This is a genomic window from Pantoea sp. VS1 (genome assembly GCF_002207995.1).
GTDB classification, from domain to species: domain Bacteria; phylum Pseudomonadota; class Gammaproteobacteria; order Enterobacterales; family Enterobacteriaceae; genus Pantoea; species Pantoea dispersa.
In genome coordinates, this window is the sequence record NZ_NHZE01000013.1 from 448,571 (window position 1) to 464,291 (window position 15,721).

The 15,721-nt window shown below is 57.5% G+C and carries 10 protein-coding genes; 6 read left to right on the forward strand and 4 right to left on the reverse strand.

All coding sequences use genetic code 11. The features are described from left to right. The first annotated feature begins 11 nt into the window (after nucleotides 1-11). The 6 genes from mukF to CBW22_RS08240 all read left to right on the forward strand — a co-directional run bounded on the left by mukF (nucleotide 12) and on the right by CBW22_RS08240 (nucleotide 9,871). A complete protein-coding gene (gene mukF / locus CBW22_RS08215) occupies nucleotides 12-1,334 on the forward strand; it encodes a chromosome partition protein MukF (protein ID WP_058757757.1) in 1,323 nt (440 codons plus the stop codon). Further along, entirely contained in the window at nucleotides 1,315-2,043 is a 729-nt protein-coding gene (gene mukE, locus CBW22_RS08220) for a chromosome partition protein MukE (protein ID WP_031279857.1), read from the forward strand. The genes mukF and mukE overlap by 20 nt, the downstream gene beginning before the upstream one ends. Beyond that, a complete protein-coding gene (mukB, locus tag CBW22_RS08225; protein ID WP_088516426.1) occupies nucleotides 2,040-6,506 on the forward strand; it encodes a chromosome partition protein MukB in 4,467 nt (1,488 codons plus the stop codon). The genes mukE and mukB overlap by 4 nt, the downstream gene beginning before the upstream one ends. Before the next feature lie 156 nt (nucleotides 6,507-6,662). Continuing rightward, a complete protein-coding gene (gene ldtD / locus CBW22_RS08230) occupies nucleotides 6,663-8,465 on the forward strand; it encodes a L,D-transpeptidase (RefSeq protein WP_088516427.1) in 1,803 nt (600 codons plus the stop codon). A gap of 188 nt (nucleotides 8,466-8,653) precedes the next feature. Then, entirely contained in the window at nucleotides 8,654-9,205 is a 552-nt protein-coding gene (locus CBW22_RS08235) for a YcbK family protein (RefSeq protein WP_031279855.1), read from the forward strand. Nucleotides 9,206-9,241: 36 nt separating this feature from the next. Continuing rightward, the gene (locus CBW22_RS08240; protein WP_088516428.1) at nucleotides 9,242-9,871 is read left to right on the forward strand and encodes an MBL fold metallo-hydrolase; all 630 of its coding nucleotides are present in this window, start codon (nucleotides 9,242-9,244) and stop codon (nucleotides 9,869-9,871) included. A gap of 32 nt (nucleotides 9,872-9,903) precedes the next feature. On the opposite strand, the gene CBW22_RS08245 is transcribed toward CBW22_RS08240, so the two are convergent. The 4 genes from CBW22_RS08245 to pncB form a co-directional block, all read right to left on the reverse strand. Then, the gene (locus CBW22_RS08245) at nucleotides 9,904-11,094 is read right to left on the reverse strand and encodes an amino acid aminotransferase (RefSeq protein ID WP_088516429.1); all 1,191 of its coding nucleotides are present in this window, start codon (nucleotides 11,092-11,094) and stop codon (nucleotides 9,904-9,906) included. Nucleotides 11,095-11,294: 200 nt separating this feature from the next. Further along, nucleotides 11,295-12,416: a porin OmpC gene (gene ompC / locus CBW22_RS08250; protein ID WP_021508329.1), complete on the reverse strand. Its 1,122-nt coding sequence runs from the start codon at nucleotides 12,414-12,416 to the stop codon at nucleotides 11,295-11,297. 300 nt (nucleotides 12,417-12,716) lie between these two features. Then, the gene (gene asnS / locus CBW22_RS08255; RefSeq protein ID WP_031279853.1) at nucleotides 12,717-14,117 is read right to left on the reverse strand and encodes an asparagine--tRNA ligase; all 1,401 of its coding nucleotides are present in this window, start codon (nucleotides 14,115-14,117) and stop codon (nucleotides 12,717-12,719) included. 155 nt (nucleotides 14,118-14,272) lie between these two features. Then, nucleotides 14,273-15,478, reverse strand: a complete 1,206-nt coding sequence (gene pncB, locus CBW22_RS08260) for a nicotinate phosphoribosyltransferase (protein WP_058780857.1) — start codon at nucleotides 15,476-15,478, stop codon at nucleotides 14,273-14,275. Nucleotides 15,479-15,721 lie beyond the last annotated feature (243 nt).

Sequence of the window (15,721 nt, forward strand, 5' to 3'; positions counted from 1 at the left end):
AAGGATCAACTATGAGCGAATTTTCCCAGACGGTCCCCGAACTGGTGGCATGGGCGCGCAAGAATGACTTTTCCCTTGCGCTGCCGGTAGAACGTCTGGCGTTTTTGCTGGCCATCGCCACCCTCAACGGGGAGCGCATGGACGGCGAGATGAGTGAAGGTGAGCTGATTGACGCCTTTCGTCACGTCAGCAAAGCGTTTGAACAAACCCACGAAACCGTTCAGGTCCGTGCCAACAACGCCATCAACGACATGGTGCGTCAGCGCCTGCTTAACCGTTTTACCAGCGAGTTGACCGAAGGTCACGCCATCTATCGTCTGACGCCACTGGCGATCGGCATCACCGACTATTACATCCGCCAGCGCGAATTTTCCACGCTGCGCCTGTCGATGCAGCTGTCGATTGTCGCGCAGGAGCTGAAGCGCGCCGCCGACGCCGCCGAGGAAGATGGCGACGAATTTCACTGGCATCGCAACGTCTTTGCGCCGCTGAAATATTCGGTCGCGGAAATCTTTGACAGCATCGACATGACGCAGCGCCTGATGGACGAACAGCAGCAGGCGGTAAAAAGCGATATCGCCGATCTGCTGAATAAAGACTGGCGCGCGGCCATCTCCAGCTGTGAGCTGCTGCTGTCGGAGACCTCCGGCACGCTGCGCGAACTGCAGGATACGCTGGAAGCGGCAGGCGACAAGCTGCAGGCTAACCTGCTGCGGATTCAGGACGCCACGCTGAGCAGCCCGGATCTGGGCTTCGTCGACAAGCTGGTGTTTGACCTGCAAAACAAGCTCGATCGCATTATCAGCTGGGGCCAGCAGGCCATCGATCTGTGGATCGGTTACGACCGCCACGTGCACAAATTTATTCGTACCGCCATCGACATGGATAAAAACCGCGTGTTCGCGCAGCGTTTACGCCAGTCGGTGCAGAACTATTTCGATCAGCCGTGGGCGCTGACCTACGCCAATGCCGACCGTCTGTATGACATGCGCGATGAAGAGATGACGCTGCGTAACGACGAGGTGATGGGCGAGCTGCCGCCGGAGATGGAGTACGAAGAATTTAACGAAATCCGCGAGCAGCTGGCGGCGATGATTGAAGAAGCGCTACAGATTTACAAGCAGCAGCAGAAGCCGCTGCATCTCGCCACGGTGATGCGTGACTATCTGGCGCAGTATCCCCGCGCGCGCCACTTCGACCTCGCACGCATCGTCATCGATCAGGCGGTGCGACTCGGCGTGGCCGAAGCTGATTTAGCCGGTCTGCCTGCGGAATGGCAGACCATCAATGATTACGGAGCCAAGGTGCAGGCACATGTCATCGACAAATATTGAACAAGTGATGCCGGTCAAACTGGCGCTGGCACTGGCAAACCCGATTTTTCCCGCGCTTGATAGCCAGTTACGCGCCGGCCGCCACATTGGTATTGAAGAGCTGGATAATCACGCTTTTCTGATGGATTACCAGCCGTTTCTGGAAGAGTTTTATGCGCGCTACAACGTTGAGTTGATCCGCGCACCGGAAGGTTTTTTCTATCTGCGTCCGCGCTCAACCACGCTGATCCCGCGCTCGGTGCTGTCCGAGCTCGACATGATGGTGGGTAAAATTCTTTGTTATCTCTACCTCAGCCCGGAGCGGCTGGCCAATGAGGGCATTTTCACCCAGCAGGAGCTGTACGACGAGCTGCTGTCGCTGGCGGATGAAAGCAGGTTGCTGAAGCTGGTTAACCAGCGATCCACCGGGTCGGACCTGGATCGCGCCAAACTGCAGGAGAAGATGCGTGCGTCGCTCAGCCGTCTGCGCCGTCTCGGCATGGTGTGGTTTATGGGCAACGACAGCAGCAAGTTCCGCATCATGGAGTCCGTCTTCCGCTTTGGTGCGGATGTGCGCAGCGGTGACGATGCACGTGAAGCGCAGCTGCGCCTGATTCGTGATGGTGAAGCGATGACGCTGGAGAACGCACCGGTCGCCAGTGAGAGCGACGAGGCAGAAAATGACAGCGAACACGACGCGAGCGAGCGCGCGGAGGATGAACAGGCATGATTGAACGCGGTAAATTTCGATCGCTCACGCTGATCAACTGGAACGGTTTCTTTGCCCGCACCTTTGATCTGGATGAGCTGGTCACCACGCTGTCCGGCGGTAACGGTGCCGGTAAATCGACCACCATGGCGGCGTTTGTTACGGCACTGATTCCGGACTTAACCCTGCTGCATTTCCGTAACACCACCGAAGCCGGTGCCACGTCCGGCTCGCGCGACAAGGGCCTGCACGGCAAACTGCGCGCGGGCGTCTGCTATGCGGTGCTGGATGTGGTCAACTCGCGCCATCAGCGCGTGGTGGCTGGCGTGCGCCTGCAGCAGGTGGCCGGACGCGATAAGAAAGTCGACATCAAGCCGTTCAGTATTCACGGCCTGCCGACCGATACGCTGCCAACCGATATGCTGACCGAAATTCTCGGCAGCCGTCAGGCGCGCGTGCTGCCGCTGGCAGAAGTGAAGGAGCGGGTGGAAGCGCAGGAGGGCGTGCAGTTCCGCCAGTTCAGCTCGGTCACGGACTACCACGCCATGATGTTTGAGCTCGGCGTGGTGCCGCGTCGTCTGCGCACCGCCGGCGATCGCAGCAAATTCTACCGTCTGATCGAAGCCTCGCTGTATGGCGGTATCTCCAGCGCCATTACCCGCTCGCTGCGCGATTACCTGCTGCCGGAAAACGGCGGCGTGCGTAAAGCGTTCCAGGATATGGAAGCGGCGCTGCGCGAAAACCGTATGACGCTGGAAGCGATTCGCGTCACGCAGTCGGACCGCGATCTGTTTAAGCATCTGATCTCTGAAGCCACCAGCTACGTTTCTGCCGACTACATGCGCCACGCCAACGAGCGTCGCATCCATCTCGACGGTGCGCTGCAGCTGCGTAACGAGCTGTTCACCAGCCGCAATCAGCTGGCATCGGAACAGTATCGTCACATCGAAATGGCGCGCGAACTCTCTGAGCACAACGGCGCAGAGAGCGATCTGGAAACCGATTATCAGGCGGCGAGCGATCACCTTAATCTGGTCCAGACAGCGATGCGTCAGCAGGAGAAGATCGCGCGTTACGACGCCGATCTGGAAGAGCTGACTTATCGCCTCGAAGAGCAGAATGAAGTGGTGGCCGAAGCGCGTGAGGTGCAGGAAGAGAACGAAGCGCGCGCTGAAGCGGCGGAAATTGAAGTCGACGAGCTGAAAAGCCAGCTGGCCGATTTTCAGCAGGCGCTTGATGTGCAGCAAACCCGCGCCATCCAGTATCAGCAGGCGCTGCAGGCGCTGGAAAAAGCGCGGGCGCAGTGCCAGCTGCCGGACCTCACCATCGACAACGCCGCAGAGTGGCAGGAAACTTTCCAGGCGCGCGAAGAAGAGGCCACCGAACGGCTGCTGCGCCTGGAGCAGAAGCTGAGCGTGGCGGAAGCGGCGCACAGCCAGTTTGAACAGGCGCTGGCGCTGGTCACCAGCATTGCCGGTGAGGTAAGCCGGCAGGATGCGTGGCAGGTCGGGCGCGAATTGCTGCGCGATGCCGCTAACCAGCGCCATCATGCCGAGCAGCTCTCTTCGCTGCGTCTGCGTCTCAATGAACTGGAAACCCGCCTGCGTGAGCAGCATGACGCCGAACGTCTGCTGGCCGACTTCTGTAAACGTCAGGGCCAGCAGTATGACGCTGACGCGCTGGAAGGCCTGCAGCGTGAGCTGGAAGCGCAGATAGAGCAGCTGAACGAAAGCGTGGCCGACGCCGGTGAACGCCGCATGCTGATGCGCCAGGAGCTGGAGCAGCTGCGCGAGCGCATCACTGCGCTGACCGCGCGGGCACCGCACTGGCTGGCGGCGCAGGAGATTCTTACCCAGCTGAGCGAGCAGACCGGCCAGACGCTGAGCAGCAGCCAGCAGATCACCGAATATATGCAGCAGCTGCTGGAGCGCGAGCGTGAAACCACCGTTGAGCGTGATGAAGTGGCGGCGCGCAAGCGTGAAGTCGAGCAGCAGATTGCGCGACTCAGCCAGCCGGGCGGTGCGGAAGATGCGCGCCTGACTCAGCTGGCGGAGCGGTTTGGCGGCGTGCTGCTGTCAGAAATTTACGATGACGTGACGCTGGATGATGCGCCGTACTTCTCCGCGCTGTATGGCCCATCGCGTCACGCCATTGTGGTACCGGACCTGTCGCTGGTGCGCGAGATGCTCGACGGCCTGGAAGAGTGTCCGGAAGATCTCTATCTGATCGAAGGCGATCCGCAGTCGTTTGATGACAGCGTCTTTAGCGTTGACGAGCTGGAAAATGCAGTCGTCGTTAAAGTGGCGGAGCGCCAGTGGCGTTATTCGCGCTTCCCGAAAGTGCCGCTGTTTGGTCGCGCGGCGCGGGAAAATCAGCTGGAGCTGTTGAACAATGAGCGCGACCAGCTGGCCGAACGTTTTGCCACGCTGTCGTTTGACGTGCAGAAAACCCAGCGTCTGCATCAGTCGTTTAGCCGCTTTATCGGCAGCCACCTGGCCGTGGCCTTCGACGAAGATCCGGAAGCGCAGATGCGTCAGCTCAACAGCCGTCGGGGCGAGCTGGAGCGTGCGCTGGCGCAGCACGAGAATGACAACCAGCAGCAGCGTGCCCAGTTCGAGCAGGCAAAAGAGGGCGTGGCGCAGCTCAACCGCCTGCTGCCGCGCGTTAACCTGTTGCTTGACGACTCGCTGGCCGACCGCTGCGAAGAGATTCGTGAGCGGGTGGAAGAAGCCCAGGAAGCCGCGCGCTTCCTGCATCAGCACGGCGCGAAACTCAGCAAACTGGAGCCGCTGGTGGCGGTGCTGCAGAGCGATCCGCAGCAGCACGAACAGCTGACGCGTGATTATCAGCAGGCGCAGCAGCAGCAGCGCGAAGCGCGTCAGCAGGCATTTGCCCTGACCGAAGTGGTGCAGCGCCGCGCGCACTTCAGCTATGAAGATTCGGCCGGCATGCTGACCGGTAACAGCGATCTCAACGAAAAACTGCGCCAGCGTCTGGAGCAGGCGGAAGGCGAACGCAGCCGCGCGCGCGAACGTCTGCGCGAACATCAGGCGCAGCTGACGCAGTATTCCCAGGTGCTGGCATCGCTGAAGAGTTCGTACGACGCCAAGCGCGACATGCTGAAAGAGTTGCAGCAGGAGATGCAGGATATTGGCGTGCACGCCGATGCCAGCGCCGAGGAGCGCGCGCGCAGCCGGCGTGACGAACTCTACACGGCGCTCAGCCACAACCGTGCGCGTCGCAATCAGCTGGAGAAACAGCTCACCTTCTGCGAAGCCGAGATGGATAGCCTGCAGAAGAAGCTGCGCAAGCTGGAGCGCGATTATCACCTGATGCGTGAGCAGGTGGTCAGCGCCAAAGCGGGCTGGTGCACCGTGCTGCGTCTGGTGAAAGAGAACGGCGTCGAGCGCCGTCTGCATCGCCGCGAACTGGCTTACCTGAGCGGCGACGAGCTGCGCTCGATGTCGGATAAAGCCCTCGGTGCGCTGCGCCTGGCGGTCGCGGATAATGAACACCTGCGCGATGTGCTGCGCATGTCGGAAGATCCAAAACAGCCGGAGCGCAAGATTCAGTTCTTTATCGCTGTCTATCAGCATCTGCGTGAACGTATCCGTCAGGACATTATTCGTACCGACGATCCGGTTGAAGCCATCGAGCAGATGGAGATTGAGCTGAACCGCCTGACCGAAGAGCTGACGGCGCGTGAGCAGACGCTGGCGATCAGCTCGCGCAGTGCGGCCAATATCATCCGCAAAACCATTCAGCGCGAGCAGAACCGCATCCGTCAGCTGAACCAGGGCTTGCAGGCGGTGAGCTTTGGCCAGGTGCGCAGCGTGCGGCTGAACGTCAACGTGCGCGAAACGCACGCCATGCTGCTGGATACGCTGTCGGAAGAGCATGAACAGCATCAGGATCTGTTTACCAGCAATCGACTCACGTTCTCGGAAGCGCTGGCGAAGCTGTATCAGCGTCTCAATCCGCAGATTGATATGGGCCAGCGCACGGCGCAGACCATCGGTGAAGAGCTGCTCGACTACCGCAACTACCTTGAGATGGAAGTGGAAGTGAACCGCGGCTCAGACGGCTGGCTGCGCGCCGAAAGCGGGGCGCTGTCGACCGGTGAAGCGATCGGTACCGGTATGTCGATTCTGGTGATGGTGGTGCAGAGCTGGGAAGAGGAGTCACGGCGTCTGCGCGGTAAAGATATTTCACCGTGCCGCCTGCTGTTCCTTGATGAAGCCGCGCGTCTTGATGCGCGCTCCATCGCCACGCTGTTCGAACTGTGCGAGCGTCTGGAAATGCAACTGGTGATCGCCGCGCCGGAGAATATCAGTCCGGAAAAAGGCACCACTTATAAGCTGGTACGTAAAGTCTTTAACAATACGGAGCATGTGCACGTGGTCGGACTGCGCGGTTTCTCCGCCGATCCGACGCCGGTGAAACAGGAAAATCCCGGCGCAGGCGTGGCCACTGAAAATAGCTAGCAGCAAATCTGGTTAAAAATTCAGGCTGCGGTTAATCTGTAAACGGCATCGGCCCTGCGAGGCGGATGCCGTTTTTTATTTTATACTCAACCATAAGAGTAAAGGCGGTACACGGCGTTTTCAGGATGCTGTGTCTTTGGTAAGAAGGGGGCAGGGATGTTGCTGAACAAGAAGAGCAGAGTTAATCGTGCTGCAATAGCACTCAGTTTGTCACTGATGGCGGCACCGCTGGCTATCAGCCAGGCGGCAGACGTCGGCGCGCTGCCGCATAGCACGCTGTCAGTGGCCGCCAGCCAGCAGCAAATTCAGCAGGCATTTAGCCCCAGCGAACGACCCTTTTATCTGCCCGGCCTCGCCGGCATCTATGCGGCACGCAACATGGCGCCGCTGTGGCAGGATCGCGATGCCGTGCAGGCTTTCCAGCAGCAGCTGGCAGAAGTGGCGCTCTCCGGCGTACAGCCGCAGTTTACCCGCTGGGTAGAGTTGCTCACCAATCCGGATATCAAAGGCTTCTCGCGGGACGTGGTGCTGAGCGACGCTATGCTTGGCTATCTGCAGTTTGTCGCTAACGTACCGACCCAGGGCGAAACCTGGCTGTACAGCAATGTGCCGTACAAGCTGACCATGCCGTCACTCTCCGCCATTAATCAGTGGCAGAACGCGGTGAACGGCGGCGGCAGCCGCGCCTTTGTGGTGTCGCTGCAACCGCAGCATCCGCAGTACGCACCGATGCACAGCGCGTTAAAAGCGTTGCTGACCGATAACCGGCCATGGCCGCAGCTGCGCGATAAGGGCACGCTGCGCCCGGGTCAGATCAGCGATGATGTGCCAGCGCTGCGTGAGATTCTGCAGCGCACCGGGATGCTGACCGGCACGCACAGCGCGACGCCCACGCCAGCCGACGATGCCGTCCCGACGGCGCCGCAGCCGGTGAGCCAGAGCGATCAGCCCGTGGCCGTCAGCCCGTCGGCCACCAGCGTCAGCGATCTGCCGGCGCAGGTACCGCAGGCCAGCGGCAACATCAGCACGGTAACCCCGGCTGCCAGCAATAATGTCTACGACAACACGCTGGTGGAGGGGGTAAAACGCTTCCAGCACTGGCAGGGACTGGCAGACGACGGTGCCATCGGCCCGCGTACCCGCGAGTGGCTGAATGTTTCGCCGCAGATGCGTGCGGCGCTGCTGGCGCTGAATATTCAGCGTCTGCGTCTGCTGCCGGATGACATGCACAACGGCATCATGGTGAATATTCCCAACTATTCCCTGACCTACTACAACAACGGCAATACCATTCTGTCCTCGCGGGTGATTGTCGGTCGTCCGGACCGCAAAACGCCGCTGATGCGCAGCGCGCTCAACAATGTGGTGCTCAATCCACCGTGGAACGTGCCCACCACGCTGGTGCGGCAGGATATCGTGCCGAAGGTGAAGCAGGATCCGAGCTATCTGTACAAGCACGGCTACACGCTGCTGTCGGGCTGGAGCGCTGATGCGGAAGTGATCGATCCGTCGATGATTGACTGGCACATGGTGTCCGCCGCCAGTTTCCCGTATCGCATTCGTCAGGCGCCGGGTGCCAGCAACTCGCTGGGCCGCTATAAATTCAACATGCCGAGTTCAGATGCGATTTATCTGCACGACACGCCGAACCATGGCCTGTTCCAGCGTGATATCCGCGCGCTCAGCTCCGGCTGTGTGCGCGTTAACAAAGCTTCTGAACTGGCCGATCTGCTGTTGCAGGACGCGGGCTGGAACGACAGCCGTATCTCCGACACGCTGAAGCAGGGCGATACGCGCTACGTGCCGATTCGCCATCGCATTCCGGTCAATCTCTACTACCTTACGGCCTGGGTGGCGGACGACGGCCAGCCGCAGTATCGTACAGATATTTACAATTATGATAACCCGGCGCGCTCCGGCAGCCAGGTGCTGACCAAAGCGGGGCAGCTGCTGCTCTAAGCGTTGATTTCCCTGTTATCCTTCCCTTAAAGAAAATGGCAAGACCGGTCTGGAAAATTGATTTCAGACCGGTTTTGCGCATTCTGTGACAGATTGCGGGTTGACTGCTCTCCAGGCTGCGGTTACTGTTCGGCCTTGTGTACTTTTTGCACATATTTTTATCGTTTTATATTAGGTAACCCCGCTTCATGGCTAATTTTGATTCTCAACGTCGTCGTTTATTGCTGCTGGGTGGCGCAGCGGCTGGATTGTCACTGCTGCCAGGTGCAGCACTGGCGTCAGTTTCCACCTCCCGCCCCCGGGTATTAACGCTCAGTAACATGCATACCGGTGAAACCCTCAAAACTGAGTTTTTTAACGGTAAGAGTTATGACAAGGATGAGTTAGCTCGCTTAAACCACTTCTTCCGTGATTATCGCGCCAATCAGGTTAAACACATCGATCCGCATCTGTTTGACCAGCTGTATCGTTTGCAGACGCTGCTCAACACGCGCAAACCGGTGCAGCTGATCTCCGGCTACCGTACGCTGGCGACCAATAATATGCTGCGTGAATCGGGCCCTGGCGTGGCTAAACACAGCTATCACACCAAAGGGCAGGCGATGGATTTCCACATTGAGGGCATTTCTCTCAGCAATGTTCGCAAAGCGGCGTTATCTATGCGCGCCGGTGGTGTAGGATATTACCCGCGCAGCAACTTCGTACACATTGATACCGGGCCTGCAAGGCACTGGTCCTGATACCGGCAGCGCTGCGTGTGTCGGTCATGGAGCGCTATGAATTACCTGATTATTCCGGTCACCGCCTTTTCACAGAACTGTTCCGTTATCTGGGAGGACGAGACGCAACAGGCTGCGCTGGTTGATCCCGGCGGCGATGCCGAAACCATTATTGCCATGCTGGCGGAGCGAGGCTTAACGCCGTCGCAAATCCTGCTGACCCACGGCCATCTCGATCACGTCGGTGCCGCTGCGGAACTGGCGCAGCACTATCAGGTGCCGATCGTCGGGCCGCAGCCAGCCGATGCCTTCTGGCTGGATAACCTGCCCACTCAAAGCCGGATGTTTGGTTTGCCGGAGTGCGCGCCGCTGACGCCAGATCGCTGGCTGGAAGAGGGCGAAACGGTACAGCTGGGCAACGTGACGCTGGAAGTGCTGCATTGTCCAGGGCATACGCCTGGCCATATCGTGTTCTTTGACCGTGCTGGCCGTCTGCTGATCTCAGGTGATGTGATTTTTAACGGTGGCGTCGGACGCACCGATTTTCCGCAGGGCAGCCACAGCGATCTGATCGCCGCCATCCGGGATAAACTTCTGCCGCTGGGTGATGATGTGACGTTTGTCCCCGGCCATGGCCCGATTTCCACCCTCGGCCACGAGCGCGTCAGTAATCCTTTCCTGCAATAAAAAAATGGGCCATCAGGCCCATTTTTCGTTGGTCACAGCACCGCGACTATCGCTTCGCACAGTGCCGACATATTATCCGGCGTCATGCCTGCCACGTTAACGCGACCGGAATTCACCGCATACACGCCAAACTCTTCACGCAGACGCACCACCTGATCTTTGGTCAGACCGCTGAACGAGAACATGCCGTTCTGTTTGATGATGAAGCTGAAATCGCGCTGTGCGCCTTTCTCCGCCAGGGTATTCACAAACAGCTGACGCATGCGCTGAATGCGCTGACGCATGTCGGTCAGCTCCTGCACCCAGATGGTACGCAGCGCGTCGTTACCGAGAATGGTGGCGACCACGGCAGCACCGTGCGACGGCGGGTTAGAGTAGTTGGCGCGGATGCTGTATTTCACCTGGCTGAATGCTGTCTTCGCCACGTCGGCCGTTGCCGCCACCAGCGTCAGCGCACCGACACGCTCGTTATACAGACCAAAGTTCTTCGAGTAGGAGCTGGCGACAATCAGTTCCTGATGGGATGCGGCGAAAATGCGCAGGCCTTCAGCATCTTCATCCAGACCGCGCGCGAAGCCCTGGTAGGCGAAGTCGAACAGCGGCAGCCAGCCTTTCTCCAGCGACAGCTGCGCCAGCTGTTGCCACTGGTCAGCGGTAGGATCGATACCGGTCGGGTTATGGCAACAGCCGTGGAACAGCACCACGTCGCCCGCCTGCGCTTCCTGCAGCGAGGCCAGCATGCCGTCGAAGTCGAGGCTGTGGTTCGCCGCATCGTAATACTGGTAATCACACACTTCCAGACCGGCGGCGTTAAACACGTTTTTGTGGTTCGGCCAGCTGGGATTGCTCACCCAGACGCGTTTCACGTTGGTTTGCGTAGCGAGGAAATCCGCGGCGACGCGCAGCGCTCCGGTGCCGCCCGGCGTCTGCGCGGTGCAGGCGCGGCCAGCGCTAATCAGCGCGTTCTCTTTGCCAAACAGCAGTTCCTGCGTGCAGCGCGCGAAATCAGCCAGACCATCAATGCTGAGGTAGTTTTTGGTGGTCTCGTTCTCCAGCAGATACTGCTCAGCTTTTTTCACACTGGTCAGCACCGGCGTTTTGCCGGTTTCATTTTTATAAACACCAATGCCAAGATTGATTTTATTCGGGCGGTCGTCGGCGCGAAACAGGTCAGCCAGTCCCAGAATAGGATCGGCTGGTGCGGCAGAGATTGATTCAAACATGAGTCAGTTCCGTTAGGGTGAACTTTAGCAAAATGAGCTATCAGGTTAACGTCAGACGCAACGCTTGCCAACCGCTGACATAAAAAAGAAATAACTGTGGCGTATAAAGTAATGGCGCTAATCGGGAGCCCGATCACTGAAATGCAAAACGGAGCCCGAAGGCTCCGTTTCTGAGGTGTTACGCAGTTCGAATCGGCAGATTAGAACTGGTAAACCAGGCCAACGCCAACCACGTCGTCGGTAGAAGTACCGGTAGAACGGGTGAAGTCGTTGTCGTCCAGCAGGTTGATTTTGTAGTCAACGTAGGTGGACATGTTTTTGTTGAAGTAGTAGTAGGTACCCACTTCGATGTATTTAACCAGGTCAGCATCGCCGCCGCCGAAGGTACCTACAGAGTTCAGGTCCTTGCCTTTAGACTGCAGGTAAGCGATGGATGGACGCAGACCGAAGTCGAACTGGTACTGAGCAACCACTTCGAAAGCCTGAGCTTTGTTAGCAGCAAAGTTATATGGAGTGCTTACACCATCAACAATATTGGAACCGTTGTTGCCGTACTGAGTCAGGTTACGAGATTCGCCGTAGAATGCTGCCAGGTAAACGTTGTTGGCGTCGTATTTCAGACCGAAACCGTATGCATCTGCTTTCTCACCGTTGCCATCCAGCTGCTGCTGATTGGTACGATCTGAAGAGAAGTATGCACCCACTGCGCTGATGCCCATGCCAGTGTCATAGGACAGAGAGGTACCCCAGCCATCACCGTTGTCGTAACGTGGACCGCGGCCTTCGTTTTTGCCCTGATACTGAACAGCAAAGCCCAGACCGTCAACCAGACCGAAGAAGTTGCTGTTGCGGTAAGTTGCCAGGCCGTTTGAGCGACCGGTCATGAAGTTGTCATTGTCCTGATACAGGGTATCATCACCAAACACTGGCAGCTGGTCAGTGTAAGACATTGCGTCGTACAGTACGCCGTAGTTACGGCCGTAATCGAAGGAGCCTGCATCAGCAAATTTCAGACCGGCGAAGCCCAGACGGGTTTTAGAACCGCTGGTACCCTGAGATTCAGCTACGTTAGCCTGTACGTTGTATTCCCACTGGCCGTAACCGGTCAGCTGGTCGGTAATCTGAGTTTCACCCTTGAAGCCAAAACGAACATAAGATTTGTCGCCGTCATCATCAGTGTTGTCAGAGAACTGGTGACGCGCATCAACTTTACCGTAGAGGTCCAGTTTGTTGCCATCTTTGTTATAGATTTCTGCTGCGTTTGCTGCGCCGGCAGCTAACAGAGCAGGGATAACCACTGCAAGAATGTTGCGCTTCATCATTATTTATTACCCTCATTGGAGTTATTTGGACATCTGCCACTGCCGTCAAGAAACCTTTACGGGAACCTTGAAAGAAGTTTGATGTCTCCTGTGTCTGCACGCATCTTTCCATCACGGGGTTGCTAATTCTAGCCCGAAAATGATTCAATTCTCGTAATTACGTATCAAAAAGCAAAATTGTATTACAATTTGTAAAATATCGGGAACTTTGTGAGAGAACTCAAAATTTACAAAAATAAAAAAAGGCCGGCAGGGCCGACCTCAATATATATATGAATTTCTTATATTTAATCTTAAATCTTAGAAATTCGCGTTACGTGGCGTGCGTGGGAACGGGATAACGTCTCTTACATTTTGTACGCCGGTGACATAGGCGATTAAACGTTCGAAACCTAAACCGAAGCCGGCATGCGGCACGGTGCCATAGCGACGCAGGTCACGATACCACCAGTAATCTTCTTTATTCAGGCCCATTTCAGCGAGGCGCGCATCCAGCACATCAAGACGCTCTTCACGCTGGGAACCGCCGATGATTTCACCGATGCCCGGTGCCAGCACGTCCATCGCCGCCACGGTTTTACCGTCGTCGTTCATACGCATGTAGAACGCTTTGATATCTTTCGGGTAGTTCTTCACCACCACCGGCGCTTTGAAGTGTTTCTCCGCCAGATAACGCTCGTGTTCGGAAGAGAGATCGACGCCCCATGACACCGGGTTCTCGAAGCTCTGGCCGCTTTTCAGCAGAATGTCGACGGCGTCGGTGTAGTCTACCTGGGCGAAATCCGTGGTGATGAAGCGCTCCAGACGGGCGATGGCTTCTTTATCCACGCGCTCGGCGAAGAACGCCATATCATCAGCACGCTCTTCCAGTACCGCTTTAAACACATACTTCAGCATCGCTTCCGCCAGGGCAGCCGCATCGTCCAGCGTAGCGAACGCCACTTCCGGTTCCAGCATCCAGAATTCCGCTAAGTGACGGCTGGTATTCGAGTTTTCGGCACGGAACGTCGGGCCAAAGGTATACACTTTGGACAGCGCACAGGCGTAGGTCTCGGCGTTCAGCTGGCCGGAAACGGTCAGGAAAGCCTCTTTACCAAAGAAGTCTTTATCGAAATCGACTTTGCCCTGCGGGTCGCGCGGCAGGTTTTCCAGATCCAGCGTTGAGACGCGGAACATCTCGCCGGCACCTTCGGTGTCAGAGGCGGTGATCAGCGGCGTGGAGACCCAGAAATAGCCGTTTTCATGGAAGAAGCGATGCAGCGCCTGCGCCAGCGTATGACGTACGCGCGCCACGGCACCGACAATGTTGGTGCGCGGACGCAGGTGCGCCACTTCGCGCAGGTATTCGATGCTGTGACGTTTAGCCGCCATCGGATAAGTATCCGGATCGTCTACCCAGCCGGTGACTTCAACCTGGGTCGCCTGCAGTTCGAATGCCTGACCTTCACCCGGCGACTCCACCACTTTACCGGTGACGATCACCGAACAGCCGGTGGTCAGACGCAGCACTTCATCCTGATAATTATTCAGAGAATTATTGACGACGGCCTGAACGGGATTAAAGCAGGAACCGTCATAAACGGCGATGAAGGAAAGACCGGCTTTGGAATCTCTTCGGGTACGTACCCAACCACGTACGGTGACTTCACTGTCAACCGCGACACGGCCGTGCAGTACATCCGCTACAGGCACTACGCTCATAAAAATCTCTCTATATAAATGAAGATGGAGTGAAATAAGCCCCATTCCGGGGTTTAGCTATGTTACTTGCGAGCCACCAGGAAACAAGCAAAATTGCCGGGGAATAAAGAGATTTTCTGGCGCAGAGCAGGGCGCAGGCACCCTGCTCAGGCCAATTAGCTGGCGCGTTTGACCAGCGGCAGGTCGAAGGCTTTGCGCAGGGCGCGCACGAAGGCTTTATCCTGGCAGATGGTTTTACCGGGACTGTCGGAGAGTTTGGCCACCGGTTTGCCGTTGCAGCTCACCAGTTTGATCACGATATTCAAAGGCGTGACGCCGGGAATATCGCAGGTGAGGCGGGTGCCGATGCCAAATACCACGTTCGCACGCTGACCGAAATGACGATACAGCGCCAGCGCTTTATCGAGGTTGAGATTGTCGGAGAACACCAGCGTTTTGCTGAGCGGATCGATATTCAGCCGCTGATAGTGCGCAATGGCTTTTTCTCCCCACTCCACCGGATCGCCCGAATCATGGCGCAGGCCCTGATAGCGATGGGCAAAACCGGGGCCGAAATCACGCAGGAAGGCGTCCATCGTGATGCAGTCGGTCAGGGCAATGCCGAGCTGGTTATCGTACTCATCCAGCCACGACTGCAGCGCCGCGCGCTGGCTGTTGGCCAGTACCGGGCTGATCTGCTGATGTGCCTGGAACCATTCGTGTGCCTGGGTTCCGACCGGGTTAAGCTGCAACCGGCGCGCCAGATCGTAGTTACTGGTGCCCAGCAGCCACGGGAATTCGTTTTTCAGCGTGCTGACAATCGCTTCCTGCACCGCGCGCGAATAACGACGGCGCGTGCCAAAGTCCATCAGCTGGAAGCGCGACATATCGAGATCGCCCACCTGCTCACGGAAGTGCACCAGCTTCTGCTGCAGATGCGCCACCGCCTGTTCCGCGCCGCTTTCCGGCGTCCGGTGGCGGTGTACCACTTCGCTGATCAGCGCCAGCAGCGGCACTTCCCACAGAATCACTTCACGCCACGGGCCGCGAATCTGAATGCGCAGATGTCCGTGATCGTCGCGCACCTCAACCTGCGAGGCATCGAAGCGGAACTGGCGCAGCCAGTCGAGATAATCCTGCTGGAAAAACGGTAAGCTGCTGAGGTAACGATATTCGTCATCGCTCAGCGCCAGAGATTGCATGGCAGTAATGTGCGTGCGGATGGCGTCGGCATACTGGCCGAGCTGCTCATCGCTGCGGCAGCGAAATTCTGCCGTTACCGGGACATCGTAGTAACGATGATAAACGGCCTGCTGCATGTGAAGCTTATAGGCATCGGTATCAAGCAGCGTGGTCAAAATCGGGGAAGCGTGTCCAGTCATGGTGCGTTTCAGCATCCTCTTCCGCGGAGCAGAGCCCGGTATTCAACAAAGTCATAAAGACGCAGGAGTATAAAACAGTAATCACCGCGATCACACCATAATTGCAGGTGACAGGTCGAGGGTCATTTGTGCCATTGTTAATGAATTGTAGACTTTTGGCGCAACGCACGCATTGTGCGTGGCAACCCGGGCGCAACCCGCTTAGACTCTGAGGGTTGACTATATTAACGATGCGAGAAGGAT

Excerpts from the sequence above, each read along its gene's own strand:
- asnS (WP_031279853.1), bottom strand. The coding sequence starts at position 14,117 with ATGAGCGTAGTGCCTGTAGCGGATGTACTGCACGGCCGTGTCGCGGTT.
- mukF (WP_058757757.1), top strand. The coding sequence starts at position 12 with ATGAGCGAATTTTCCCAGACGGTCCCCGAACTGGTGGCATGGGCGCGC.
- CBW22_RS08240 (WP_088516428.1), top strand. The coding sequence starts at position 9,242 with ATGAATTACCTGATTATTCCGGTCACCGCCTTTTCACAGAACTGTTCC.
- mukB (WP_088516426.1), top strand. The coding sequence starts at position 2,040 with ATGATTGAACGCGGTAAATTTCGATCGCTCACGCTGATCAACTGGAAC.
- ompC (WP_021508329.1), bottom strand. The coding sequence starts at position 12,416 with ATGATGAAGCGCAACATTCTTGCAGTGGTTATCCCTGCTCTGTTAGCT.
- ldtD (WP_088516427.1), top strand. The coding sequence starts at position 6,663 with ATGTTGCTGAACAAGAAGAGCAGAGTTAATCGTGCTGCAATAGCACTC.
- pncB (WP_058780857.1), bottom strand. The coding sequence starts at position 15,478 with ATGACTGGACACGCTTCCCCGATTTTGACCACGCTGCTTGATACCGAT.
- mukE (WP_031279857.1), top strand. The coding sequence starts at position 1,315 with ATGTCATCGACAAATATTGAACAAGTGATGCCGGTCAAACTGGCGCTG.
- CBW22_RS08235 (WP_031279855.1), top strand. The coding sequence starts at position 8,654 with ATGGCTAATTTTGATTCTCAACGTCGTCGTTTATTGCTGCTGGGTGGC.
- CBW22_RS08245 (WP_088516429.1), bottom strand. The coding sequence starts at position 11,094 with ATGTTTGAATCAATCTCTGCCGCACCAGCCGATCCTATTCTGGGACTG.